General features: G+C 63.3%; 32 protein-coding genes and 1 tRNA gene. 23 read left to right on the top strand and 10 right to left on the bottom strand.

Annotated features, from left to right (window positions below; translation table 11 throughout):
* Nucleotides 1-2: 2 nt before the first annotated feature.
* The 3 genes from HL671_RS20205 to HL671_RS20195 are packed head-to-tail and all read left to right on the top strand — an operon-like array spanning nucleotide 3 to nucleotide 1905.
* The gene (locus tag HL671_RS20205) at nucleotides 3-416 is read left to right on the top strand and encodes a hypothetical protein (protein WP_172237926.1); all 414 of its coding nucleotides are present in this window, start codon (nucleotides 3-5) and stop codon (nucleotides 414-416) included.
* A 15-nt stretch (nucleotides 417-431) separates the two neighbouring features.
* Nucleotides 432-1196, top strand: a complete 765-nt coding sequence (locus tag HL671_RS20200; RefSeq protein ID WP_172237923.1) for a hypothetical protein — start codon at nucleotides 432-434, stop codon at nucleotides 1194-1196.
* Nucleotide 1197: 1 nt separating this feature from the next.
* Complete coding sequence (locus HL671_RS20195; RefSeq protein ID WP_172237920.1) at nucleotides 1198-1905, top strand: hypothetical protein; 708 nt, start codon at nucleotides 1198-1200, stop codon at nucleotides 1903-1905.
* 366 nt (nucleotides 1906-2271) lie between these two features.
* Here the strand turns inward: HL671_RS20195 and HL671_RS20190 are convergent, their stop codons facing one another.
* The 4 genes from HL671_RS20190 to HL671_RS20175 all read right to left on the bottom strand — a co-directional run bounded on the left by HL671_RS20190 (nucleotide 2272) and on the right by HL671_RS20175 (nucleotide 5113).
* On the bottom strand, nucleotides 2272-2535 hold the full coding sequence (locus HL671_RS20190; RefSeq protein WP_172237917.1) for a helix-turn-helix domain-containing protein: 264 nt from the start codon (nucleotides 2533-2535) through the stop codon (nucleotides 2272-2274).
* 142 nt (nucleotides 2536-2677) lie between these two features.
* A complete protein-coding gene (locus HL671_RS20185) occupies nucleotides 2678-3121 on the bottom strand; it encodes a hypothetical protein (RefSeq protein ID WP_172237914.1) in 444 nt (147 codons plus the stop codon).
* 72 nt (nucleotides 3122-3193) lie between these two features.
* Complete coding sequence (locus HL671_RS20180) at nucleotides 3194-3436, bottom strand: hypothetical protein (RefSeq protein WP_312010726.1); 243 nt, start codon at nucleotides 3434-3436, stop codon at nucleotides 3194-3196.
* A gap of 249 nt (nucleotides 3437-3685) precedes the next feature.
* Complete coding sequence (locus HL671_RS20175) at nucleotides 3686-5113, bottom strand: hypothetical protein (protein ID WP_172237911.1); 1428 nt, start codon at nucleotides 5111-5113, stop codon at nucleotides 3686-3688.
* Between the two features lie 233 nt (nucleotides 5114-5346).
* Between HL671_RS20175 and HL671_RS20170 the strand changes: the two genes are divergently transcribed.
* Together HL671_RS20170 and HL671_RS20165 are read left to right on the top strand one after the other, a co-directional pair.
* Nucleotides 5347-5547, top strand: coding sequence for a hypothetical protein (locus HL671_RS20170; protein ID WP_172237908.1), 201 nt, complete (start codon nucleotides 5347-5349; stop codon nucleotides 5545-5547).
* Between the two features lie 113 nt (nucleotides 5548-5660).
* Nucleotides 5661-5737 (top strand) — tRNA-Met (locus tag HL671_RS20165).
* A gap of 704 nt (nucleotides 5738-6441) precedes the next feature.
* On the opposite strand, the gene HL671_RS20160 is transcribed toward HL671_RS20165, so the two are convergent.
* A complete protein-coding gene (locus HL671_RS20160; RefSeq protein WP_172237905.1) occupies nucleotides 6442-7062 on the bottom strand; it encodes a PEP-CTERM sorting domain-containing protein in 621 nt (206 codons plus the stop codon).
* Nucleotides 7063-7368: 306 nt separating this feature from the next.
* Here HL671_RS20160 and HL671_RS20155 point away from each other — a divergent pair, with 306 nt between their 5' ends.
* The 4 genes from HL671_RS20155 (at nucleotide 7369) to HL671_RS20140 (ending at nucleotide 8844) form a co-directional block, all read left to right on the top strand.
* Nucleotides 7369-7578: a hypothetical protein gene (locus HL671_RS20155; protein WP_172237902.1), complete on the top strand. Its 210-nt coding sequence runs from the start codon at nucleotides 7369-7371 to the stop codon at nucleotides 7576-7578.
* On the top strand, nucleotides 7575-7769 hold the full coding sequence (locus HL671_RS20150) for a hypothetical protein (protein WP_172237899.1): 195 nt from the start codon (nucleotides 7575-7577) through the stop codon (nucleotides 7767-7769). Before HL671_RS20155 ends, HL671_RS20150 begins: the two co-directional genes overlap by 4 nt.
* Nucleotides 7766-8002 carry a hypothetical protein gene (locus HL671_RS20145; protein WP_172237896.1) on the top strand — a complete coding sequence of 79 codons (237 nt, stop codon included), beginning with the start codon at nucleotides 7766-7768 and terminating at the stop codon, nucleotides 8000-8002. Before HL671_RS20150 ends, HL671_RS20145 begins: the two co-directional genes overlap by 4 nt.
* A 230-nt stretch (nucleotides 8003-8232) precedes the next feature.
* Nucleotides 8233-8844, top strand: a complete 612-nt coding sequence (locus HL671_RS20140) for a ParB/Srx family N-terminal domain-containing protein (protein WP_172237893.1) — start codon at nucleotides 8233-8235, stop codon at nucleotides 8842-8844.
* A 7-nt stretch (nucleotides 8845-8851) separates the two neighbouring features.
* Here the strand turns inward: HL671_RS20140 and HL671_RS20135 are convergent, their stop codons facing one another.
* Entirely contained in the window at nucleotides 8852-9064 is a 213-nt protein-coding gene (locus HL671_RS20135; protein WP_172237890.1) for a hypothetical protein, read from the bottom strand.
* A gap of 129 nt (nucleotides 9065-9193) precedes the next feature.
* Between HL671_RS20135 and HL671_RS20130 the strand changes: the two genes are divergently transcribed.
* Genes HL671_RS20130 through HL671_RS20120 form a run of 3 tightly spaced genes read left to right on the top strand, consistent with a single transcriptional unit; the run spans nucleotide 9194 to nucleotide 10513 of the window.
* A complete protein-coding gene (locus HL671_RS20130) occupies nucleotides 9194-9418 on the top strand; it encodes a cold-shock protein (protein ID WP_172237887.1) in 225 nt (74 codons plus the stop codon).
* Complete coding sequence (locus HL671_RS20125; RefSeq protein WP_172237884.1) at nucleotides 9418-10062, top strand: hypothetical protein; 645 nt, start codon at nucleotides 9418-9420, stop codon at nucleotides 10060-10062. The genes HL671_RS20130 and HL671_RS20125 overlap by 1 nt, the downstream gene beginning before the upstream one ends.
* 4 nt (nucleotides 10063-10066) lie before the next feature.
* On the top strand, nucleotides 10067-10513 hold the full coding sequence (locus tag HL671_RS20120; RefSeq protein ID WP_172237881.1) for a hypothetical protein: 447 nt from the start codon (nucleotides 10067-10069) through the stop codon (nucleotides 10511-10513).
* Here the strand turns inward: HL671_RS20120 and HL671_RS20115 are convergent.
* The 4 genes from HL671_RS20115 to HL671_RS20100 all read right to left on the bottom strand — a co-directional run bounded on the left by HL671_RS20115 (nucleotide 10507) and on the right by HL671_RS20100 (nucleotide 12818).
* Nucleotides 10507-10809 carry a hypothetical protein gene (locus HL671_RS20115; RefSeq protein ID WP_172237878.1) on the bottom strand — a complete coding sequence of 101 codons (303 nt, stop codon included), beginning with the start codon at nucleotides 10807-10809 and terminating at the stop codon, nucleotides 10507-10509. The two genes, HL671_RS20120 and HL671_RS20115, sit on opposite strands and share 7 nt — an antisense overlap.
* A gap of 75 nt (nucleotides 10810-10884) precedes the next feature.
* The gene (locus HL671_RS20110; protein ID WP_172237875.1) at nucleotides 10885-11082 is read right to left on the bottom strand and encodes a hypothetical protein; all 198 of its coding nucleotides are present in this window, start codon (nucleotides 11080-11082) and stop codon (nucleotides 10885-10887) included.
* A 61-nt stretch (nucleotides 11083-11143) separates the two neighbouring features.
* Nucleotides 11144-11863: a class I SAM-dependent methyltransferase gene (locus HL671_RS20105; protein ID WP_172237872.1), complete on the bottom strand. Its 720-nt coding sequence runs from the start codon at nucleotides 11861-11863 to the stop codon at nucleotides 11144-11146.
* Between the two features lie 133 nt (nucleotides 11864-11996).
* Nucleotides 11997-12818 (bottom strand): radical SAM protein, encoded by an 822-nt coding sequence (locus HL671_RS20100; RefSeq protein WP_172237869.1) that lies wholly within the window; start codon nucleotides 12816-12818, stop codon nucleotides 11997-11999.
* A 91-nt stretch (nucleotides 12819-12909) separates the two neighbouring features.
* Here HL671_RS20100 and HL671_RS20095 point away from each other — a divergent pair, with 91 nt between their 5' ends.
* The 11 genes from HL671_RS20095 (at nucleotide 12910) to HL671_RS20045 (ending at nucleotide 23687) form a co-directional block, all read left to right on the top strand.
* Nucleotides 12910-13308, top strand: coding sequence for a hypothetical protein (locus tag HL671_RS20095; RefSeq protein ID WP_172237866.1), 399 nt, complete (start codon nucleotides 12910-12912; stop codon nucleotides 13306-13308).
* A complete protein-coding gene (locus HL671_RS20090) occupies nucleotides 13289-14758 on the top strand; it encodes a phage terminase large subunit (RefSeq protein ID WP_172237863.1) in 1470 nt (489 codons plus the stop codon). Before HL671_RS20095 ends, HL671_RS20090 begins: the two co-directional genes overlap by 20 nt.
* Before the next feature lie 15 nt (nucleotides 14759-14773).
* Nucleotides 14774-16207 (top strand): phage portal protein, encoded by a 1434-nt coding sequence (locus HL671_RS20085; RefSeq protein WP_172237860.1) that lies wholly within the window; start codon nucleotides 14774-14776, stop codon nucleotides 16205-16207.
* A gap of 7 nt (nucleotides 16208-16214) precedes the next feature.
* Nucleotides 16215-16502, top strand: a complete 288-nt coding sequence (locus HL671_RS20080; RefSeq protein WP_172237857.1) for a hypothetical protein — start codon at nucleotides 16215-16217, stop codon at nucleotides 16500-16502.
* On the top strand, nucleotides 16502-18130 hold the full coding sequence (locus HL671_RS20075) for an HK97 family phage prohead protease (protein WP_172237854.1): 1629 nt from the start codon (nucleotides 16502-16504) through the stop codon (nucleotides 18128-18130). The genes HL671_RS20080 and HL671_RS20075 overlap by 1 nt, the downstream gene beginning before the upstream one ends.
* A 118-nt stretch (nucleotides 18131-18248) precedes the next feature.
* The gene (locus HL671_RS20070) at nucleotides 18249-19799 is read left to right on the top strand and encodes a hypothetical protein (RefSeq protein WP_172237851.1); all 1551 of its coding nucleotides are present in this window, start codon (nucleotides 18249-18251) and stop codon (nucleotides 19797-19799) included.
* 79 nt (nucleotides 19800-19878) lie between these two features.
* Nucleotides 19879-20238 carry a hypothetical protein gene (locus tag HL671_RS20065; protein ID WP_172237848.1) on the top strand — a complete coding sequence of 120 codons (360 nt, stop codon included), beginning with the start codon at nucleotides 19879-19881 and terminating at the stop codon, nucleotides 20236-20238.
* 9 nt (nucleotides 20239-20247) lie between these two features.
* The gene (locus HL671_RS20060) at nucleotides 20248-20832 is read left to right on the top strand and encodes a hypothetical protein (protein ID WP_172237846.1); all 585 of its coding nucleotides are present in this window, start codon (nucleotides 20248-20250) and stop codon (nucleotides 20830-20832) included.
* Nucleotides 20829-21680 (top strand): phage tail fiber protein, encoded by an 852-nt coding sequence (locus HL671_RS20055; RefSeq protein ID WP_172237843.1) that lies wholly within the window; start codon nucleotides 20829-20831, stop codon nucleotides 21678-21680. The genes HL671_RS20060 and HL671_RS20055 overlap by 4 nt, the downstream gene beginning before the upstream one ends.
* Nucleotides 21681-21698: 18 nt before the next feature.
* Entirely contained in the window at nucleotides 21699-22031 is a 333-nt protein-coding gene (locus tag HL671_RS20050) for a hypothetical protein (protein ID WP_172237840.1), read from the top strand.
* A gap of 24 nt (nucleotides 22032-22055) precedes the next feature.
* On the top strand, nucleotides 22056-23687 hold the full coding sequence (locus tag HL671_RS20045; RefSeq protein WP_172237837.1) for a TrbL/VirB6 family protein: 1632 nt from the start codon (nucleotides 22056-22058) through the stop codon (nucleotides 23685-23687).
* The last annotated feature ends 6 nt before the right edge of the window (nucleotides 23688-23693 follow it).

Raw genomic sequence — 23693 nt, 5'->3', positions numbered from 1 at the left:
GAATGAGCGCGAAGCTGGCCGACATCTGCGCCGAGCTCGGAGTCGAGATCATCGACACGAGCGAGAGCGCGCGCCGGCCAGGCCAGACGTGCGCCGGCAAGATACTGCAGAAGGTCTTGAACGACGAAGGCGAAGCGCACTTGCGCTCGGTGCTGATCACGATCATGGAGACCGAGAACAACAAGCGCATGCTGGTCCGCGCGGTGATCCTTGCCGTCTCCGATGTGCTGCGCGCGTATCCGAGCTGGTTCGGGGCCGAATGGCTAGCGGCCTTCGACCGTATCGAGCTCGCCGATCTCTACGAAGATGCGAAGCGCGATCGCGAGGCCGCGGCGCCTCGCCATTCGATTGCCGCACGCCTGATCGATCGGCTGCGACCGCATTTCGACGAACCGCCGCAACCGCGGCTGCTGTGAACTATGGAGGTAACGATGTGGACTGTTGAGATCGTCAAGGCGCGATTTATCGAGGCCGCCGATATCGAGCGGCGCATGATGGTGAAGGGCGGACCAAGCACTGGCAGCGCCTGGCCGACCTATTCCTACGACGCTGAGGATATCGCCGGCTGGGATGACGTCGCGATCGCCGACAACCTGGAACGCTGGCAGGGGCGCAAGGCTACCAAGTCGCCGGAGCTGACGCGGTGGGAAGAGGTGTTCTTTGACTGGACCGGACTGCTCGCGGTCGACCGCCGCATCATCGTCTGGCGCTGGTCGCAATGCATCGCCTCCGGCCGATCGTTCTCCGAGTGGTGCGAGCGCAAGGGCTTGGTCAGGATGACCGCCTACAATCGCATGGAACGGGTGTTCGCCAATCTCGCGACGCGGTTTGATCTTGAAGCGCGTTTGTTGAGGCTACCGGACGGGAAATGGGCTTTACAGGACGAGGCCTCCGAGGCACCTTCTGCGCACAAGATGGGGCCGCGCACGTCAAGAAGACACGTGGATATTCACCCCCCGGCCTATCGCGCCGAACCATTCACAGATCAGCTGACGACGCCTGAAGCTGTCGCTACCTTCGAGCAACACTTGGCCGACGTTAACGAGAGGCGGCGCAAGGCCCGAATTCGAAAAGCGCTTCGTGGAGTACCCGGAGAGACAGTAGACGATCGCGAATCGAGCCCAAGACATCTGGCTACCGAAAGGGCTACGCCGCCCGTGCGCCATCTGATATGGTCTGAGCGGGGGCAGGAATGAGATGGGCGAGCGGGCATTCAAGATCATTGAGATCGCATTCCTTGGGGCGAATTTTGCGCTCGGAGCTCTAAACCTGCTGGTGCTCTATGCTTGGCAGGTGCCGGTATTTTCGGCTGATGAGAAACTGAAAGGCATAGATTTCAACCTCAAGACTATTGAGAGCAGCGTATCTGAACAGAAGGCGAAGATAGATCTATTACAGAACGCGCTCCTCTCAACAGAGCGAACGTTGAAGCTGATTCAAGATCTTTCGCCAAGGCTGAACCTTGATTTTGCAAAAGCTGAATATTTTGGAAGAGGCAGTGTTGAGATTACATTGTCGCTAAAGAACGAAGGGCAGTATACGATAGCTCAAATCGGACCTCCATTCCTAAGAGTTTCGAAAACACCGTTGGATGATTGCGACTCCAAAGAGTCCGAGGTGGATATCAGCGAAGTTAAGTACCCAGCCCCGGTAGGAGCGCTAAATCCAAGTAGTAAAGCTCTGTATACAGTTAGATTGAGGTTGCCTGCCGACCTCCGTGTATTCTGGTACTGTGTTAAATTTCACACAGAGATAGATTCGAAGCTCATTGATATTGCTAAGAAGGCGCTCGATTCAAAATTCGACAACGAGATTGAGTCGCACAAGGTTGCTTACACTTGGCTATCGAGCAAAATCACCCTGAAGGGTCCAGGTCCGATTAGCGCCGGAGATCCCAACCGCTGACGCCTCCTCGTTTCCACAGGACTGAGAAGCCGCAACTTCGGGGGCGTCCACAATTTTTGAGCAATCGAGTCGCCGAAGGCGCCAGTCTACCCCCGAGGGACCGCCGTCAGACCGACACACCGCGCGAGAGGGAAGGCCGTGGAAGATACCCCGATAGGGGGCGCAACGCCTTGCCCCGGCCACTCACGTTCGAACATCCCGCCCACCGGGCCCGCGCCCGGCCGGGACGCCGTATAGGGCGGGATTCCATCTGCGGGAAACGAGCCGAGGATCGCTGGTAAACGGCCCGTGGATGCTTCTTTGGCTCTCGGCCGTGAGATGATAGCCGGCAGCTCGTGAAACGAATGGGTGAGGCTGGGAGCGGCGTTAGTCCGTGCCGTCCAGAATCCACTCGATGATAAAGGCCTCAATGTCGCGCTTCTGGCTGGTGAGGCCATCGATCGCGAGCGAAACCAAAGTGGCAACCGGCCCGGAGGGTCCGTCGCCCTTCTCCCATTTGCGGACGGTGTCGGCTCCGTTGCCGCCCGGATCCGACAGTCCGACCAACTTGGCCATGTCGGCTTGGGATAGCTTGCGGCCGCTCGCTGCGCTGAACGTTGCGCGCGCGCCGTGGAATTCTTCGCCCGTCATGGTCCGTGGCCTTCCTCGTCAAGATTCGGATCGTAATGCGCTAAGTATACGCGGGCGTACCCTCCGACTCCAACCTCGGCATCTCAGTCGTCGGCAGCGCTTGAAATCAGGACCTCGCTGGCGAGCCGGACGCGTGGCTTGCTCATCGCAGCACCTCCAACGCTTTGACGGCGTCGGCGCCCCCATCGTTCAAGACGATCGCCTTGGCCTGGTTATTCACTCGGTCGGCGGTGGCTTGGTTCGCGCGAATGATGCGAGTGATGGTCTCGCGTTTCGCATCTCGCGCGGGCTTGGCTTTCCGGTCGAAGGTCAGCCGGTCGATGGTGATCGTGGTCAGCGTCGGATAGTAGAACAGGCGGACCAGCCGCGGGCCGCAGTCCAGCATCACGAAGCGGCGCAGCCCGCAGCCGACGTCACGGTGATCGATGTTGATGTCGACCACCGGTTTGCTCTCGCGGAAGGCCGTGGAGGGAGACGCGATTCCGGCGGCGAGCCGCTCCTGGTCGGCGCGGGCCGCAGCAACGGCGCGTCGGGTGGCCCACGCGCGTTGCGCGGCGTTCATAGGAGCAGGGGAAGAGTTCAGCATCGCGATTTCTCCATCGCTGGCGGGCCGTTGGCCCAAAGGGGTGGCGCGGGCTCTGGCCCGCGCCGGTCGTCCTTACTTCAGGTGGATCAGGACGGCGAGGGCCGCCACGCCTGCAGCCATGATGCTGCCGAGCCTGATGGTGAGGGCGGACTTGACCGCGTCGAGCGCGACAGTCAGGTCGGCCTTGGTGACGAGTTCGTTCATGATGAAGGTCCGCGCGGCTTCCGCATGGGCATCCGCCTCAGCGGCCGGAATGCCAGCAGTCTTGAGGTGCTTCGAGTAGCCGAGCGTATCAAAGGTGAAGGCCATCGTCATTTCTCCGTTTCATCGGCGGGGCGTTGCCCCTGTGTTGACGAGAATGGTTATAGCCTGAATTTGTTTCCGTTTGCAACTCATTTGTTGAAAAAAATTCAGGAAAATTGAGGCTCGAGGAGAGGCGTTCCAATCGGCCTGTGGTTGTGGTGCCCCCGGCGCGAATGAACGCATGGAGCGGGCGGATTCCGTTGGGAAGCAGGCAAAGAAAAGGGGCGGCATTTGCCGCCCCGAGTTGTCGGGAGGAGGGGGTTAGGATGCCGCCATCTCCATGATCTTGGTCGCGGCCGAGTCGAGGGCGAAGCGGTCCGACGCGTTCGGCATGTCCCGGGCGATCTCGGTCAGCCCACCGGCATAGCCCCAAACCGTGTTAGGCGCGCCGTACCAGTCGACGCGCTGGCAGGCCAGATCGTAAGCCTTGCCGGCGAGTCCCTTGGTCAGGGCCGGGACCTTCAGCTTGAAAATCGCGTCGAGGACGTCATCCTTCTTGGCGCCCAGGACGTGGCGGCGGCAGCGCTCGACCATCAATTCGTCATCGCGGGTCGAGGCCTCCGCGTATTTCTTGACCTCGATCGCCATCATGTCGAACGCCTTGGCCGACTGGTCGTGGCCAATGTGGATGATCTTGGCCTCTGCGATATTCTGCGCGCCCCACACACGGTGATTGCCGCAGACGTATTCGTAGAAAAACGTCATGATGCCGAAGGTGCGGTCACCCACCTCGCTATTCCAGCAGAAGAAGCCGCGCGACAAGCCACCGCCGGGCCCCTTCTCGAAAATGCGGCGCTCGTTGTCGACCATGAATGCGAACATGTCGCGATCGCCGAGATAGAGGCCGCGCGAGCCATCGAAAGCGGCCGGAGCGGGCTGCCAGGGGCCGCGGGCTTCCAGCTCGAGCAGGCGCGCGGTGATGTCCGCGTTCCAGATGCGCGAATACTTGTCGGAGGTGAGGGCGCGGGCGACCGTCGCGGCATCGGTGCGCGGGCTGCCCAGCAGAAGCTGGGCACCTTTGTCTTCGCTGCCGGACTGCCGAAGGCCGTGATTGAGGCAGTCGGCCGCCAGCTGGGCCGGCAGATCCTTGAGGTAACCTGTCGGCGCCGAGGCGCGGGAGGCAATCTGGGAGAATGCCCAATTCGTGAGGAGCGCGTCGCCGGTCGGGCCGTCGAGAACCAGATCGTTGCCCCGGGCGGCCACGCGCAGCGCGTTGGTCTTGATTTCCTCGACCACGGCCGAAGTCTTGAACCGCATCGCGGCGTCATGCATCGCCCGCAGCGAGCCGAAACGCTCGTCAGCCGGACGGTTGGCCCATTCCTTGTGCGCCTTGGTGAGGGTGGTGGTCATCTGAGGACTCTCCAGGTTGCGGGGCGTTGCCCCTGTTTCAACGGGCGGGGCGTTGCCCCTGTCACAGAGAGATAAAACCACAGGTAGCGGCCGGTCGCAACACTTTTCCTGAATTAATTTCCGGATAATGTCCGGGGTGGAATTGGCGCATATAAGGAAGGCTGCTCCATGACGAGCGTTTCCCGTCTGATCGAAGCTGACCTCGAGACCCTGATAAGGGGGGAGCCTGGCGCCGCCGTCGCGCTGCCGGGCCTGCTCGACCGGGCCACAGCTCGCCCGCAAGACGCCCAGCCCGAGCGTCTCGCCAACCTCGTCGACCTCATCAACTTCGCTCGCCAAGGCGCCCCAATCATCAAGGGCACGGAACCAGAGAGACCAAATTGCAGGGAGTGCAACAACACCCGCCTGCTCAGACTGCAACAGCCTCTCGGACTGGTAGGAAATTCAGTCCAGCGCACCCAAGCCCTTCTGCCGCAAAGCCTGTCTCGAAAGGGACAGGGGAAGAGGGGGGAAGGGGCAGGGGCGGGCGATTCCGCACCGGTCCTTAACACGCGCGCGGGAGGGCACCAGTCGTGCCTGACACAGACGGCAAGCCGATCGGCATCGGCGAAGCGCACAAGCTGCGGGAGCAGTTTATGGCGACGGCACGGCGGCTTGCGACCGTGGCGGGAGACGAGCGCCTGCCTTGGGGCGAGCGTTACGAGGCGGCCGTGCTCGGAGACGAGGCCTTGGACGATGCAAGGCTCATGGATGAGTTGATCAGGGCGGGGTGAACTCCGCGAACTGCCAAACGGTGTTGATTATGGGGCTCTATTCGCCGCAGGCGCTCGGCGCCGTCATTCTTGATCGTCTGTGCCGCGCGCTCGCGCGCCAGGTCCAACGTCTCTGCAGGGTAGAGCAGCCCGGTAGCTCGCGAGGCTCATAACCTCGAGGTCGTCCGTTCGAATCTGGCCCCTGCAACCAGTTGTGCCGCCGCCCCGCATCGGGAGGGCGGCAGCTAAAGCGCAGTTTGCCTTGGATCAACGGGCCTTAACCGTCTGCGAATGTGACTTCCACGGCGCAACCATTCGCGCCCGAAGTTAGTGTGGCGCCGACCCACGCCACGTAGATGAATCGTCCGGGTGGCACCGAATTGGGACCTACATTCAAATTTCCTGGTCCAAGGTTCTTTATCACGAACCGCACACCCGGCGTTTCGGTGCCGTGGCCAGGGGTGCCGCTGATAGGAACGTCTCTCTCGTTAGAACCAAGTGTCATCAGAAAAGGCTGCGACCAAGCCATTCAACCACTCCAATCGTTCTGATAGTAGATGAAGCCCATCCACGGAAAATGCTATCGGACGGGCGAATAATTGAAAAGCCAGCAGCGGATCAGATGTGAAAAAATTTCCGGTCCGCCAGCATAGCTAGGCGCCCCGCATTTTCCGGGCGCAGTGGCCGCGACAGCGACGCGCGGAGTGCTGGCCCTAGCTCAGAGAGACCAGCTTGTAGATATGGTCTGCTCTCGCGGTTTGCGGCCCCTTTTCGCGGAAGGTGTCGGCAAGCAGACCTCGCTCGAGTCCTTTCTGGTCCCCTACGCCGAGAAGATACGATGCGACAATGATGTCGACCGACGTTTTCGATATGTCCCGACTGGATCGTTCGAGCGACAACAGGTCCTCTATCGTCTCATCGAATGTCGGTCTGGTCATTTCTCGCTCCTGCAACCGACGTACACCGAGCCATCGGTGCTCGCAGTCGGAGCCAAAGGCCTGCGGCGCCGATCAGGAGCATCGCCCAAGTCGAGGGCTCCGGAACTGCGGAAACCTGTTGTGACGCGAGCGAAAATCCCTCGGGAAGGTCCAAAAACAAGTGAGCCTCAAGGTTGCTCACGTTTCCCAGGGTGAAGGATCCGGTGCCCCAGGAGATGGAATGTTTGAGCACCGAAGGGTCGCTGTACCAGATGATATCTCCGGTGGGAGAGCAGCTCGTACAGTTGTATCCGCCGACGTTGGCTCCGGCGACCTCCAGGTCACCCAACGCACCGACTTTGGATGCATTGTAGAGCCAGCCTCCCGCAATGCTGAAGCTGCTATATACGGCGAAGCCACTGAAACTTCCCGGAGTCTGAAAGTCTATTGGCGGCATGTTAGCGCTGGCGTAGAGCGAAACGTGACCGAAATAGAGCTGATTTGGCTGCCATGGCCCGATGATCTCGTCCATGCCGCTGAGCGGTATCTCGACCGCTGAAGCGGGCCAACTGAAGACACAGGCCAAGCTGGTGATTAGTGCGGCAATCATTCGTCGCATGGGACGATCCTCAAAAAGCGATCGGCATCGACTCGCCTGAAATATTCTCCAACGCTAACTCACGTCCGCTGGCCTGTCCAGGTTGTGTCGCTCTGTACGTCAGGCGTGAAGCTCAGGGCGGGTTCCCAAGCCGAAAGCAACAGCGCGGCTTGCGCGAGGTGATGCGGCAGAGCCGATCACAGAAGCGGGCGAGGTATGAAACGCGTTGCGAGTAGGCGCGCCGCGCGCGGAATGCGGCATGGGGCTCGAGCATCACGCTCGGGCCCCGATCGCTTTGAAGGCCCAGCAGCGTAGAGGAGAGGCCACATGCACAAGCCATCGTCACCCATCGTGATCGTCACCAGCGAAAGGGCGCAGCGTCGAGCGGCCTACAACGCCGAGCGCGTCATGGCCTATCGCGCCGGCGCCGAAGATCGCAAGGCAGCTGCGCAGGCGAAGCGCGACCGGAAGGCGGCCAAGCGCGCGCGCGACGCGGAGCGGTCTGCGCAGCGCGAGTCGCCGCAGGTGAAAGCGTGAGCGTCGAAGTCGAACTCGCGCGGGCAAATCTTGAGACGGCCGAGAGCGCCGAAGTCGTGACGGGCGCCCAGATCCTGCGATGGCTCAAACATCGGCCCGTCGTCGGCACCGCTGAAGTCCTGGTAGCCGTTGAGCGGGCGATCACTGCCGTTGGGCGGGCCAAAACGATCGACGCCGAGCGTCCATCATGAAAGGCCGCCGCATCATCTCGGTCCGCCTGGTGCTCACGCGCCGCTGCGGACTGGTCAAGGTCGTCACGATCGGCCGCGGCCGTCGCAGGTCCTGGCTGCAGGCTCAGGGGAGCTTCCATGTCAGCCGCCGCAAAGCAGACAGCCACGCACTGCAAGTGCGGGGCGGCGCTTGGCCGTTCCGGGAAGTGCCCGGCGCTCTGCGAGCCGGTGCCGCAGCCGCCGCCCAAATATGACGGCCCGGCCTTCGTCGGCCAGACCCACACCTCACGACTGGCAGCGCCGGCCTACGTGCCGCCGCCGCGCTGCCGCGAGGGCAGCCGCGTTCGCTTCATGGTCAAGGGCGGCATGATCGTCGACGGCAACGTGACGATTTTCCCGGTGACGTCTATCTCTTCATCAAGGACGACCGCGGCATGTCCCACAAGGTCATGGCGCGCGACGTCCTGCGAGTCCTGGCAGTGTAATGGCAAAGCAACCAAAGACGACGCTCGCACCCGGCGAGCCCATCATCACCGACGAGCTGCGCAAGGTCGCCGATCTCAAGGCCGATCCGAAGAACGCGCGGCGTCACTCGGAAGCGCAGGTCTCCCAGATCGCGCAGTCCATCGAGCGGTTCGGATTCGTCGAGAAGCTCGTGATCCGGCCGAACGGCCAGCTCATCGCGGGCGAGGGCCGGCTGCTGGCGCTGCAGCGCGTCGGGCGCGAGACCGTCGAGTGTCGCGTGGTCGCGGGCCTCTCAGACGGCGGCTACAAGGCGCTCGGCATTGCGCTCAACCGCATCGCCGAGAACTCGCGTTGGGACGACGACATCCTGCGCGACCTGCTCGGCGAGCTGCAGGCCGAAGGCGAGAACCCGCTCTCGCTCGGGTTTTCTTCCGGCGAGCTCGACAAGCTCCTCGCCGAGCCGGCCGAGCTCGAGGTGAAGGAAATCGAGACCAGCCCGGTCATGGACGAGTTCTGGATTTCGATCCGCGGTCCGCTCGAGCATCAGGCTCACGCGCTTAAGGCGCTGCAGGACGCGCTCAAGCCGCTCACGGGCGTGACCGTCGAGCTCGGCACCATAGCGCTGGCCTGAACTCAGCTCAGTCACTGACGAGCCGGGCGGCAAGCAACCACGCATGGACGGTCTGCCAGCGATCTCCGGAGTCTCGGAAATTCAGCAGATGAGAATGCGTTCGTTGCAGATCGAAATAGAACGCGAACCCGTCTTGGCCGGTTGCCTTGTCCTTTCCGGCAGCTGATGCCCATCGTCGCCATTCGGACAGGATCTGCTGTCGAGCATCATCCTTTTTCATCTGAAAGCTCCGTCATCCAGGTTGCGGGGGTAGAGCTGCTAAGCGCCCAACCTGTAGCAGCTAGCTGCTGACCACAAGGAAAAGCTCTGAGCTTTCCACCACTTAAGCGTGCCAAACGAGAAGAACCGAATGTCGAACGCTCGCGCCACTGGCAAGGTAAAATGGTTCTCTGATGTCAAGGGATACGGCTTCATCGTCCCGGATGACGGCGGTGATGATGTCTTCACCCATCGCACCGCGTTCAAGCCGCCGCTGACGCTGCTCAAGACCGACGATCGCGTCTCCTATGAGCTCGTGCAGTCGAAGAACGGCAAGGGCTCAGGCACCAAGGCGGTCGAAGTCGAGTTAGCGTGATGACGCGCATCGCTCGCCTATCGCAGGCCAAAGGTTCCAAGAAGGTAGACAACAACCCGACAGCTCTCGCGGCGAAAGTCAAGATTCGTCAGAACGTGATTGAGACGATTGGGCGGAAGGCGGCGGTGTTCGACGCCTTCGCGGGATCCGGCGAGATGTATTCGGCCGTCTGGAAGACGGCCGGCGCTTATGCGGGCTGCGACATGAAGCGGCAACGCGATGATCGGCTGATGTTCTGCGCCGATAATCGACGAGTGTTGCGAGCCATCGATCTGTCGAAGTTTTCAATCTTCGATTTGGATGCCTACGGCTTCCCTTGGGAGGCGGCAATTATCATCAGCGATCGTCGCCGCGTCGCTCCTGGTGAGCGAATTGGGATGGTCTTCACTGAAGCAGGCGGCATCTCCTACCGACAAAACACGGTTCCAATTGCGATAACGCTGTTGACGGGAGTTCGGAACCGCAGCGTTGGGCTCGGCCGCATGCGCGCGCAGATATTCGATCGGGCGCTGCTCGGCCTCACATCCCGGATGAACTGCACCATCGAGAGGCGTTGGCAAGCGATGGCGTCAAGGTCTTCAACAGGAGGGCCTGGCGGCATGCAGACCATCTATTGCGGCGTCGTATTGAAAGGCAAAGGGTAGGGCGATGAGCTGGGCCACGCGGCAGGGGGTGGCGGCCATCGCCTATGGTGTCGTCCTGGTGGCGGGCTTCGTCATGCTGTTTCGGCCGGAAGCACGGGTGCAGAGCGTGTTGCCGATCCCTGTCCCCGAGGTTGTGCGCAAGATTGAGGAGCGCTGGCCGGCGCCGATCCCAGCGTCGACGCCTGAGCCGTCGCCTTTCGTACTCGAGGCCGCGCCGCCCCCAAGCGAGGACGAGCAAACTAAACACCCCGAGCCGCAGCCGGTGGCGACACCTGGTCCAAGGCCGGCCGCGCGACGTGGCGCGGTCAAGCACCGCCGGCCGCGCGCGCCGATTCCGCTCATCATTGCTGAACCGGACGAGGACGTCGTGCCCGAGGCGGACTATGTCGACGATTCGTGGCTGGCGCAGTTCTTCCGAGCGGCGGCACGCAGGGCAGGAGCTATTCAGTAGCGGGCCCGTCGCTTGGCGGCGAGAAACTCGGCGAGATTGGCGGGGTCGGCCGCGAACCGTTCCCACGCGAGCTTAAACTTGCGCATGCAGTCCTTGCGGTCCGTTCCCCTGCCGCTGGTCTCAGACGCGCGCATGGGGAGCACCGTGTCGATCCCCCACGTCCAGCTCTGATCGGCGCCGGCGAAAGATTGGACGCCGATCGACCCAATTTCAACTTCGCCATCCTCATCCCTGAGGATGACGCGGTAGTTGTTCAGGGCCTGCGGGTGCTGGACCTTGCGGAGATAGAGCGGCATCACCGGAAAAGATGACAGACAAGCGCGACGGTCACCAGAACGACCATCGCCGTCGCGGTGAAGGCGCCGCGCTGCTCAAGATTTGACTTCACCGATCGTCAGCCGGGGGGCGCCTTTCAGATCACCGGTCTTCTCCCTGACGACGATGTTGTGACCTTTCTCGAACGTCAGGGTCGTACGCTCCTTCTTTCCGACAATAGATGTCACGAGATCGAAATTGACCCACACTTCGGTCCCATCGGTTGCTAGGTGAAGTTTCCTGAATTTCGCCATCTCTCTCATTCCTCGTCCTCAACACATCGCCAGAGTCTCGGTAAATTGGGCCGGCGCTTCGTCACCCACGCACGTTGGCCATCACCATGATAGTCCAGCCGAGCCAGGCCTTCTCCTGGGCTCGCCTCATCGCGCGATGCACACCACCCAGCCCGATCGACTGAGCTATCCGCCGTACCTTCGGCGCGTTAACGTAGCGCAGCAGACCTCGATTGTAGAAGGGCGTCAGTGAGAACATCTTCTGAACGTTAAAGCGTCCAGCCAGTAGCTGCGAGAGCTCGTGGCGATCTGTCCAGCGCCGAATCTGTCCCGGCGCCGCTGCTGGGATGTCGTTCATCTGGAGCACGGGCTTGTTCTGGGTGGCCAGCATCAGGCAGCCGCCGGGCTTCAGCAGGTCAGCGATCTTGGCAAGGAACGCCGGCTGATCGGCGACGTGGGCGAGAACCTCAAGGCTGATCGCGACATCGTAGCCGGAGCCGACGTCGAGAGCCATGAAGTCGCCCGGGATGAAGCGAACCTCTGGCAGCCGCGCCGCGGTGCGGGCGATCACCTCGTGTGACAGATCGGTCGCGGTGACCTGCCCGAACCTCGTCAGGTGCTCGCACAGCCAACCGGCGCCGCAGCCGACTTCGATGATTTTGAGATCGGTGCGGCCCAGGCTCTCAAGCCAGGAAATGATGACGTCACGCTGCTCTTGCGAGACCTCGCCGACCTCTTTCTCGCGTGTCGACGCATTCCAGCGGTTCCAAAATGCCTGTTGAGTATCAATTGCTTCGCTCATGGGTACGCCTCGATGATCAGGCCGCCGGTAGGCAGGTCCTGGGTGAACTGTAGCCCGGCCGGTGGCGGATTCAATTGCTCCGTTCCTGACAGGTTAACGCTTAGGTTGTGTCGATGCGTCGGGAGCGGCCGCCTTAATGATGCTGCTGCACCCGCAGCGGGTTCGGGTAGCCGGCCGGGAGGAATCCCTGCAGATCCTTTTTGATATAGTGCGCCTTGCCGAGCGCCTGCAGCTTGTCGATCATCCGCAGCGTGTAATCCCGCCAGTCCGTGGTCTTGGTCATCGGCAGGTAGTTGACGCGGCCGACCTTGTAGAGGTCCACGAAGCTTTGTGTCGCCTGCACGATCTCCAACGAGGCCTCGATGTCGATCGTCGGCTCGAGCGAGACCCAGGTGAAGATGCCGCGCTCATGAAACTTCGCGAGCGTGACGAGCCGGTCCATCGGCAGCGCTGCACCGCGCTCCCACTTCTTCGAAAATCGGTCGTCCAGGCTTGTCAGCGTGCTGGCGAAGGCGTCGCGATCGGGCCTGAACACTGCGATGTCGGGCAGCGCACGGTTGCCGCCCTTCGTCAGAGTGCAGAAGCCCAGGCCGAAGTCGGCGAGCGTCTCCAGCGTCGGCCGGGTGAGGCTGGTGTCGAACGGATTGTAAGGGTCCGTGGTGAACGACAGCATGACCTGCCCGGTGAGGCCGGCGCGCTGATACTTGATCGCGTCGGCGCGTAGCGCGTCCATGAAGTTCGGGCGCGGGACGGCGTTGGCGTCGAACTCCGGCCGGTCCATCCGCAGGACCTTGGGGACATAGCAGTAGGCGCAACCGTGGCCGCAGCCCCGGTAGGGGTTGGTTGCCAGCGGGGCGTATTCGCCGGCCTGGCCGCGCGGCGCGTAGATCGTGCTGCAGCCCTTCACTGAGACGCCGTCCGGGTTGATCTCGGGGCGCGGGATGATGCGGGACATGGGTCCTCCGATTCCTGAATGTGGCCAAGGTATCTGAAATAAAATCAGGAAACAAGAAAAAGCGGAATTTAATTCCGATTGGAGTAGCGACGTGACCCGCAAAAAGCCCACGCCCGAGCCTAAGCGCCCGGTCGGCCGCCCTCCGTTCAAGATCGATCTCGATCAGCTGGCGAAGCTGGCCTCGATCGGCTGCACGAAGGAAGAGGCGGCCTTCGTGCTCGGCTGCGGCAAGCGCACGCTGCTCGACCACATGCGGGCCGAGAACGAAGTCACCGAGGCGTGGGAGCGCGGCGTCAATCTGGGGAAAGTCTCGCTGCGGCGGCTGCAATGGCGCCACGCCAACGGGTCGGGCTCCTCCGCGGTCAACATGACCATCCATCTGTCCAAGCACCGGCTCGGCGAGACTGACAAGGCCGCGATCGAGATGAGTGGGCCGAACGGCAACCCAATCCCTGTGGTGTTCTCAAAGGATGACGCCGGCCTCCTTTAGCCTGACGCCGCGGCAGCAGATCGCGAACCGCCTTCTCGGGGGGGCAGCGCGCAACGTCTTGATGTTCGGCGGAGCGCGGTCCGGAAAAACGTTCCTGATCTGCCGCGCGATCATGGCACGCGCCATTGGCGCGCCTGGCTCGCGACATGCCATCCTGCGCTTTCGCGCCAACGCGGCGCGATCGTCAATTTCGCTCGATACGCTGCCCAAGTCGCGCTCTCTGTGCTTCCCGTCCGTGCGCATGCATGAGCGCCGGCAGGACGGCTATTGGGAGCTGCCGAACGGGTCGCAAATCTGGGTCGCAGGCCTCGACGACAAAGAGCGCGTCGAGAAGATCCTCGGCCAGGAGTTTGCGACGGTCTTCTTCAACGAGTGCTCGCAGATACCGTATGCGTCGGTGCTGCTCGCCCGCACTCGTCTTGCCCAGCGCGTTCTGACGCTGGCCGGCAAAGAGCTCCGGCAGAAGGCGTTCTACGATCTCAACCCGGCCGGCGCCGGTCACTGGACGAACGTCGAGTTCGGCCTGCACAAGGACCCGACTTCGCGGCTGGCTCTCGCCAAGCCGGAAGACTTCGTCCGCATGGGTCTCAACCCGACGGACAATGCGGCGAACCTCACGCCAGAGTTCATCGCTGCGCTGGATTCGCTGCCTGAAAAGCAGCGGCGCCGGTTCTACGAGGGCATCTACGTCGCCGAGGTCGACGGCGCGCTCTGGTCCTACGAACGGCTCGATCAGTGCAGAGTCACCGAGAGCGACGTGGTCGAGCTCAAACGCATCGTGGTGTCGGTCGACCCATCGGGCGCGCGCGGCCCTGAGGACAAGCGATCTGACGAGATCGGCATCATCGTCGCCGGACTCGGGGTCGACGGCCGCGTCTACGTCCTCGAAGATCTGTCGCTGCGGGACTCGCCGGCGGCCTGGGCGCGCCGCGCGGTGCACGCCTTCCACAGATGGCGTGCTGACGCGATTATCGGCGAGACGAATTTCGGCGGCGCCATGGTGGCGCAGGCCATCCGCACCGTCGACGAGAACGTGCCATTCATCGAGGTCACGGCCTCGCGCGGCAAGTGGGTTCGGGCAGAGCCGGTGTCGGGCCTCTACGACCCGAAGGTCGACAAGGTGCGCCACGTCGGGCGGATGCCCGACCTGGAAGAGCAGATGACCATGTTTTCGCAGTCCGGATATACGGGCGAGCGATCACCGGACCGCGCTGACGCGCTGGTCTGGGCAGTGCACGAGCTGCTGCTGAAAGAGTACGGGCCGGGCGCTGCCTTCCTCGAGATCGCGCGCCAGGAGATGGCCGAGAAGGCGCGGCTCGCGGCTGCGGCCGCCGCGGCCGGTCTGCCTGGTATCGACGACACGCCCAAGCCCGCTCCGAAGGAATGGGCCAAGGGCTCCGTCGAGTGGATGCGTCAACAGATGGGGGAGGACGTTCCGTCCCCGCCGTAAAGGACATGCAAGCGGATGCCGACCGGTGGACAGAAGACACCCATCACCGGCCGGTTTCTGAACGGCTATGGCAACAGCGCGGTGTTCGCGCCGGGCTCTGCAATGTTCTCGCCGGGCGAGCCTTTGCTGCCGCAGAGCGAGCAGCCGGTTCGCGGCTTCGACTTCCCGGCCAACTTCAACATCAATTGGACCCCGCGCGGCGTCGAGCCGTTCGGGTTCGATGCGCTGCGCGGCTTTGCCAACGTCGAGCTCGTTCGGCTCGCGATCGAAACCCGCAAGGATCAAATCGAGCGGCTCGACTGGCAGATCAAGTCCAGGCGCGGGCGCAAGGCGAGCGCCGACTCCGATGAGCGGATCCGCAAAGTCGAGAAGCTGTTCCGAAAGCCAGATGGCGCAACCGACTTCGCCGCTTGGCTTCGTCCGCTCGTCGAAGACCTGCTCGTCATTGACGCGCCGACCGTCGAGCGCCGCCGCAACCGCGCCGGCGGCCTGATCGGCCTCGAGGTCGTGGACGGCGCGACGATCCACCCGCTGATTGACCAGCGCGGCCGCAGGCCTCCGCCCGGCTCGCCAGCGTTCCAGCAGATCATCAAGGGGGTGGTCTGGGCGAACCTGACCACCGAGGACCTGATCTACGCACCGCGCAATCGGCGGACCAACCACATCTATGGCTTCTCGCCGGTCGAGCAGATCATTGTCTCGATCAACACGCTGTTGCGCCGGCAGACCAAGCAGCTCGCCTGGTTCACGGAAGGCAACCGGCCCGACGGCATCCTGACCGGACCCGAGGGCTGGACGCCGGATCATATCCGCGAGTTTCAGGCTTGGTTCGACAGCAGGATGGCCGGCAACGACGCCGAGCGCGCCAAGCTGCAATGGACGCCGTTCGGGACGAAGTATCAGGCCTTCAAGGACTCGCCGTTCAAAGACGAGTTCGACGAATGGCTGGCGCGCGTCGTCTGCTTCTGTTTCTCGCTGCCGCCGACCCCGTTCATCCGTCAGATGAACCGGTCAACGTCTCAGGAGGACCAGGATCGTGCCCTCGAAGAGGGTCTGATGCCGCTGCTCAAATGGGCCAAGCGCCTTTTCGACGGCGTGATCCAGGACGATCTCGGTTTCACCGATCTGGAGTTCGCCTGGGACACCATCATCGATCTCGACCCGAAGAAGCAGTCTGAGATCGACGACATCGACCTGAAGAACGGCTCGCGCTCGATCGACGAGGTGCGCGCGACCCGTGGTCTCGACCCGCTGCCGGGCAACGCCGGCAACGAGCCGATGATCTACACGGCCTCGGGAGCTATCCCGGTCTCGATGATCAGGTCGAACGCAGAGACTGAGGCGAAGCTGCAGGAGCGTCAGTTGAGCATGCCGCTCGACGGCGGGGCTAACGGCCCCAGCGGCAAGAAGCCGAAACCCCGCAAAACGAAAGCAACGGCCGATGCCTAACATCCGCTTGCTGCCGCCTGCCGGCGGCGCAACCACGACAGCCAACGGCCGCAGCTACAGCTGCGCGTCTGGATTCACTCTCGACGTTCCCGATTTCGACGCTTTCGTCCTGATCGCGAATGGCTGGGTCAACGCCGCCGGTTCTTCGAATGGCGCGGCCGGCACTGTCGGCACGACGTCGGCGAGACCGGCCAGCCCGAAGTTCGGCCAGACCTTCCACGACGCTACGTTGAACATGAATATCGTGTTTGATGGCAAAGTCTGGCGCAACCCTGCCACGGGCGCAGCGGTCTGATGGGCGCGACACGACGATTCTACGGCTCTTTCGCCAAGGTGGACGAGGAGCAGCGCGTCGTCGAGGGCTACGCCTCCACCGAGGCGCGCGACGCCCACGGCGAGATCGTGCTGAAGAGCGCAATCGAGGATGCGCTGGCCGGCTACATGGAGTTCGGCAACATCCGCGAGATGCACCAGCTCTCCGCGGTCGGCACAGCGGAGGACGCCGTTGTCGACGACAAGGGCCTGTATCTTGCCGCGAAGGTCGTGGACGACACGGCCTGGGGCAAGGTCACGAAGAAGGTCTACAAGGGCTTCTCGATCGGCGGCAAGGTGCTGGCACGCGATCCGAAGAACAAGAAGATCATCACCAAAATCCTGCTGACTGAGATCAGCCTTGTCGACCGTCCATCAAACCCCGAAGCGAAATTCGATCTGTGGCGCGCCGCTGGCTCGCCCTCAACCGAGGAGTCCAGCGTGAAGAAGACCTATGTCGAGCTGCCGGCGACTGCCACGAGCAGCGAGATCGTCAAGGCGGTGACGTCGGCGGTCGAAGCGGGCCATCACATCCTGGTCGGCTCCGAGCGCGAAGGCGAGCTGCTTAAGTCGATCAATTCGGCGCTGGCCGTGGTGACGAGCGCCGGCATCGCTGACATGGAGCTGGTCGATCTCTCCAAGTCCGAAACGACCGCGGCCGATTCGTCGGCAGAACCCGCAGAGAAGGCTGTGGGCGCGACTTTCGAGCAGATGGTGCAAGGTGAGGGGGCAATCGAAAAAAACGCTGGGGCGCCGGATGTGGCCGAAGGCGGAGCCGAGAAAGACGAAACGGTCGCGAAGGCCGCGGACGCCCCGGCGGCCGAAGCTGGAATCCCGGCGGCCGAGGCCCGAGCCGACCCCGTTGCCAAGGCCACCGCCGTGCTGAACGCGGCGGCTGAGAAGGTGGCCGCGCTCGCCAAGGCGGGTGAGGCGGACATGCAGAAGAGCATGTACCACGTCAGCCGGTTCGCGGAGCTGCTGGAGTCCCTGTCATATCTGGTCGCCGGCACTCAGAACGAGGCGGAGTTCGAGGGCGACAACTCCCCGGTCCCGGCCAAGCTGCGCGAGTGGGTCAAGGCTGGATCTGCCGTGTTCAAAGAACTCGCGAAGGAAGAGGTTGACGAGTTCGTCGGGCAGTTCAAGGCGCAGAAGGCAGCGGCCGTCGGCGATCTGGTCAAGTCCGGGGAGATCGCCGTCGACCTCGAGGTGGTCGGCGGTGAACGGCTCGCCAAGGCGATCGACGATGCGCGAGCCGACCTGGCGAACGAGCGCGACACGTTGGTGAAGACCATCGCCGAGAAGGACGAGGCACTGGCCAAGATGGCCGAGCACGTCAATTCGACGATCCCCGATTTGCTCGAGCAGGTGAGTGTGCTGTCAAAGCGGCTCGACGACTACAGCCAGGAGCCGGCGCCAGCGAAGACGGTCGGCTCGTTCGCAGCCATCACCAAGGGCGAAGACGCGGGCGGCGCTGCGGCGCTTGGCAAGGCGGGCCCGGCGCAGACCCAGGAGGACATCGCCAAGGCGCTCGCCGCGATGCCCGATGACGAGCGGGCGATGCTGCTGATCAAGGCATCGCACCAGCTGCCCCGCAAGATCACGTACCGCTAACAGTCAGCGTTCAGCTTTCACCGATCCGGCCAAGCATCAGCGAGGCCGATAAACCCACCCCGCCGGAATGGTCCGCGCGGGGTTTTATTTGCCTCGCGAACGGAGAAAAGAGCTCCAAATGAAGCACGTCAGTCCCGAAGACCTCCAGAAGTCGTTCGTCGACTCGCTCAAGAACCCGTCGGAGGACATCGCGCGCAGCATTCTGGTGAGCGCCGGCATGAGTCCGGCTCAGATCGATGTCCTGGCGAAGAACATCTCGACCGGCACCGGCCTGGTCGCCTACGACCTGCAGGCTCCGGCCAAGAACCTCTATCCGGTCTATTGCCCGATCCGCAATCAGCTGCCGCGCATTGGCGGCGGCATCGGCACCGCCACCAACTGGCGCGCCGTGATGGCGATCATGGGTTCCGGCTTCGATGCGTCGGGCTGGGTGCCCGAAGGCCAGCGCGCCGGCCAGATGAGCTATCAGACCGCGAACCGTTCGGCCTCCTACGTCACGATCGGCGAGGAGGACGCGGCGACCTTCGAGGCGATCTCGGCCGGCCGCACCTTCGAGGACATTCAGGCCCGCATGACCATGCGGCTGCTGCAAAAGGTCTTCCTCAAGGAAGAGATGGGCCTGATGTGGGGCAACAACTCGGCCGCGCTCGGCACCACACCGACTCCCACCACCTCGGCATCGGGCTCTGGCACATCGCTTGGCGTGGCTACGCTGTCGGTGATTTGCATCGCCCTGACCGGCGAGGGCTACTTCAACTCGTCCGTCGCAGGCGGCGTCGGAACGGTCAAGACCGTGACCGGCGCTGACGGCAAGACGTTTACGCTCAACGGCGGTGCCGCGCAGAAGTCCGCGGCGGCCTCGCAGGCGGTGACCGCGGGGCAGCACCTGTTCGCGACCGTCAACTCGGTGCAGGGCGCTGTCGGCTATGCCTGGTTCTGGGGCGTGGCAGGTTCCGAGGTGCTCGGCGCCATCACCACCATCAACTCGGTGGACATCAAGGCGGCGGCTACCGGCACCCAGACCGCGGCCTCGATCGCGGCAGCGGACTATTCCACCAATTCGCTCGCCTACGACGGCCTGTTCACGACCGCGGCCAAGACCGGCTCCGGCGCCTACGTCCAGGCGCTCGCATCCGGCACGGCTGGCACCGGTTCGACCCTCACCGCGACCGGCAAGGGCTCGGTGGCCGAGATCGACCAGATGATGCAGACCATGTGGGACCTCTATCAGGTCTCGCTGTCCGAGATCTGGGTCAACTCGCAGGAGCTGAAGAACATCACCACCAAGGTGATCTCGAACGGCGCCGGCGGCAGCCTGATCAACTACTTCCAGGATCCGAAGGCTGGCGAGTTCATCCTGAGCGCCGGTGGAGTGGTCGAGTTCTACTACAACCCGTTCATGGCCCCAGGCGCAGGTCGGCGCATACCGATCAACATCCATCCGAAGGTCCCCCCGGGAACCATCGTCGGCTGGGCGAAGGATCTGCCGATCCAGTACCAGAGCAACGAGGTCCCGAACGTTGCCGAGGTCAAAACCCGTCAGGACTACTATCAGATCGACTGGCCCATCACGACGCGTCAGCGCCAGGTCGGCGTCTACAGCGAGCAGGCGCTCGCCGTGTACGCCCCCTTCGCCATGGGCGCGATCACCAACATCGCCAACGGCTAACACCGTCGGCGGTTCGTGCGGCGCCCGGTCACCCCATGGGCCGGGCGCCGCTTAAACCCCTCGATCTGAAGAGAGCAGCATGCCCAAGAAATTGAAGGCCCCGCCGGGCACGGACGAGGCCAACATCGGCACGACCAAGTTTCCAGTCGACTCGACCGATCGCACCATCACGGTCCCCGACGATGTCGATACGTCCGGTCTTGAATCGGCAGGAGGCTTCGTCCGATTGACCGAGCCGACGCCTCTGGTCGATGCCGGCCACTCGCTGATGCGCCATGCCTCCGACCCGAACGCGTCCTGCAGCTTCGAGAAGTCCGGCGATTTCTTCATGGTGCCGTCGGAGAAGGTCGCGGACATGGAGAGCCACGGCTTCGTCGTGGTCGAGAGCGCCAAGCCTGCCGATCAGGCCCAGCCTGCTCCGCAGCCCCCGGCTCAGTAAGGACAAGGCATGGCGAGCGGTGATCTTGCAAAGCTGGCCGACGCCCTGCTGTGGCTCGGGCAAGACAGCGACGAGGACGACATCGTCGCGCGGTTGATCTCCGCTTGCTCCACGTCGATCCAGAAGCATCTCGGCTATCAGGTGCTCTCGGCATCCTACACCCGGACCTTCAACGGGGGCGGGGGCCGATCGATAATGCTGCCGGAGCGCAACGTCACCGCGATCGCATCGTTGACCATCGACGATCAGCCTGTGCCGTTCTCGACGGCCACCCGCGTGGCGGGCTTCGTCTTTGACAACAAGATGATCTACTTGCGCGGCGGCTACGTGTTCAGCCGCGGAGTGCAGAATGTCCAGGCGCAATACACCGCGGGCCTGCCGAGCGTGCCGGGCGACATCGCCCAGGCGTGCCTCGATTGGGTGAAGATCACCTTCGACAATCTGGACACGCTGCCGGGCATCAAGAGTCTCAAGGCTGGCGACAGTGCGATCGAATATGGCCCCGACACCTTCACGATCGGGACCGTGACCATTCCCATGCCGCAGATCGTGGCGGCGAAACTCCTAAACTATCGAAGGGTCGCGCCGACATGACCGGGCTGACGAACTATTCCGCGTTCAACGTCTTGAATTACCTCACCGGTCAGAAGGCGATGCCCGCTCTGCCGGCGATCTATCTGGCGCTGTTCACGGCCGTCGGCACCGACGTTGGCACTGGCTTCACCGAGGTCTCGGGGGGCGCCTACGCGCGCGTGCAGGTCGCCGGGACGCTCGTTACCAATGCCGCGACCTCGACCGCAAGCCCGACCATCAACGCGGCCTCGGTGCCGTCCTGGATCGTCGCCGGCATGGCGGTCTACGACGTGACCACCGGCAGCGCGGTCGGCACCGTGCAGTCGACAGGAGCCAGCACGATCACGCTGTCGGCCAACGCCGCGAGCGCGGTCGCGTCGGGCGACACGCTTAGCATCTCCGCCTTCCCGAACGCCACGGGCACGAGCCCGGCGACCGTCAGCAACGGAGCCACCATTGCGTTCCCGACCGCGGCCGCGGATTGGGGCATCGCGATGGCCTGGGGCCTCTACGACGCTTCCGGTGCCGGCAATCTGCTGTTCTGGGACTACATGGGCAACTTCGCCTGGTTGCCCGCCACCGTCTCGGCCGCGTCGCCCGGTGTCTTCACCGCGAAGGCACATAGCTATGCCAACGGCAACAGTATTGTCTATTCGACAGAGTATGGAGGGGCTGCGCCGTCGTTCTCGGCTGGCAACTACACCGGTCTACAGACGGTCGCAGGCGCCGGGGCTGACACGTTCAGCGTCGCAGGGGTGAATACGTCCTCGACCGGCAGCGGCGCGGTGCGTCGCGTCTCTGCGCAGTCGATTCCGAATGGAGTCACCGCGTCGTTCAACCCTTCGACCTTTACCCTTTCCATGGCATGACAAGGGGGAGAGGGAGTGATGGCGCTGCAGGCAATACTGCTCTATGCGTCGGGAGACGGGTCGTCCATGCAGATCGCCTACGACGACGCGGCCATGGTGGCTACAGAGATCGATATGCAGGTTCCGGCAGCGGCGCAGCCCTGCACCTTCCGGTTTCAGATCGACTCTGCCAATCCGTTGCTCCAGGTCTCATTCGAGCAGACGTACCGCGCCGGGGTGTCGTCTTCCTATACGATCAATCCGCAGCTTGCTGTGTCGCTGGTTACTAATCAGCGCGGTCATCGCGTGGTCTCCTATCCGTGGCTTGTTCGCTGGGGCGGTGGATTGACCAATCAGGCAGCTCCGGCTTGATCATGGACACGAGGAGAAGTTATCGTGGCCATTGCGCGCGTCCAGGGTAGCATCGCGGGCGCGAGCGCCAACAGCACGACGGTTGCGGTCACGTTGGGGGCCGCAGTTGGGAGCGGAAATTGTGTGGTCGGCTGCGTCAGCTATGGCGCTGGCCCATCGATCACGTCAGTCAAGGACGACAAGGGCAATAGCTATAAGCTGCTGGATGCAGCCAACGACGCATCTCTCACTCAGAACGCATCGAGCTTCGTGCTCGGCAACATCACGAACGCGCCGACGACGATTACCGTCACATTCTCCGCTGCAACTGACTTTCGAGATCTGACCGTCGACGAATATTCTGGCGTCGCGGCGACTGCCGACCCAACCGATGGTCATACGGGTCAGATCTCGTCCGGCGCGACCCCAAGCTCCGGAAACATAACTCCGACCGCGAACGGGGATCTGATCTGGGGCTGCGCTTTCAACAACACCGAGAACGCCTCTAAAGCTCCGCCCGCGTCTGGCAGCGGATTCACGCTGCGTAACGCGTGGAATACCTCGTTTGGAGGCGTAAACGGTGCGACCGAAGACCTCGTGCAGGCGAGTGCTTCCCCTATAGCTGCATCGTTCAGCGCGACAACCGGTGACACCTGGGTGGTCTTTGTTGTCGCGTTGAAGGCCGCGGCTGCTGGAACGTCCGTCGCGCTGTCAGCCCTTGGTATGGCAATGGCGTCCGGCCGCGCAGCGATCGCCGGCAAAGCGGCTTTGCGCGCAGCGAGCGTGGGAGCGGCTTCCGGCCAGGCTGGGATCGCTGCCCGAGCGGGGCTATTCGCGCGAGGAGGAGCGATATCGGTCGGGCGAGCCTCTTCCAGCTCAGCGGCGCTCTTGGCAGGTCGCAGCGCCTCGATCACCGGCGGGCGCGCAGCGATGTCGGCCAATGCCGGGCTGCAGGCTCGATCCATCTCTGTCGGTGCAGGGAACGCGTCCGCCTCGGTGCGCGCGGCGCTGTCGGCGTCAGGCCACGCTTCGAGCAAAGGTCAGGCGGGTCTGGTCGGAAAGGTCGGGCTTGCCGCGCGCGGTGCCGCGATGTCCTTCGGGCGCCTCATGCCGCCGGGGTCCGTGGCGTTGATCGCGCGTGGTTTCGCAATGTCTGCTGGCCGAGCGGCTATCGCCGGACGCGTAGCGTTGGCTACGTTGGGGCAAAGCAGGTCCTCTGGTCAAGGCGGCATGATCGCCAACCTGTTCTTGCAAGCCTCCGCTCGAGCGATGAGCTCGGGTCGGGCAGGCATCTCGTCTGCGGTCCTGCTGACGGCCCGTGGAACGGCAACGTCGCTCGGCAAGGTCGCGGCCAGTGCGAAGGCGGCATTGTCCGCTCGGGGCTCTGCGATTGCGCAAGGCGCTGCTCAGCCAGCAGGTCGCGTTGCCCTGCTGGCGCGCGGGGTTGCGCAGGCGGGTGGCCGGGCGGCACTGAGTGCACTGTCACCAATCGTTGCGCTTGCGGCCTCCGGTTTTGCCAGTTCGTCGGGATGGCTCGCGCTGAAAGTCTTCGCGCCTTCAAGCCGGGTCGTGAGAGCAATGTTCGCCTCGCGCTCGGTGTCAGCGCCAAAGCGGAGCCGAAGCGTGCAGGTGGCGCCGGTCGATAGGAGTGTCCGAGCCCCGCCACCCAACACGTGAGACCTG

This window comes from Bradyrhizobium denitrificans, from assembly GCF_013179005.1.
GTDB lineage: Bacteria > Pseudomonadota > Alphaproteobacteria > Rhizobiales > Xanthobacteraceae > Bradyrhizobium > Bradyrhizobium denitrificans.
The sequence above is the reverse complement of the archived record's forward strand: the minus strand, read 5'-3'. Positions and strand labels throughout refer to the sequence as shown.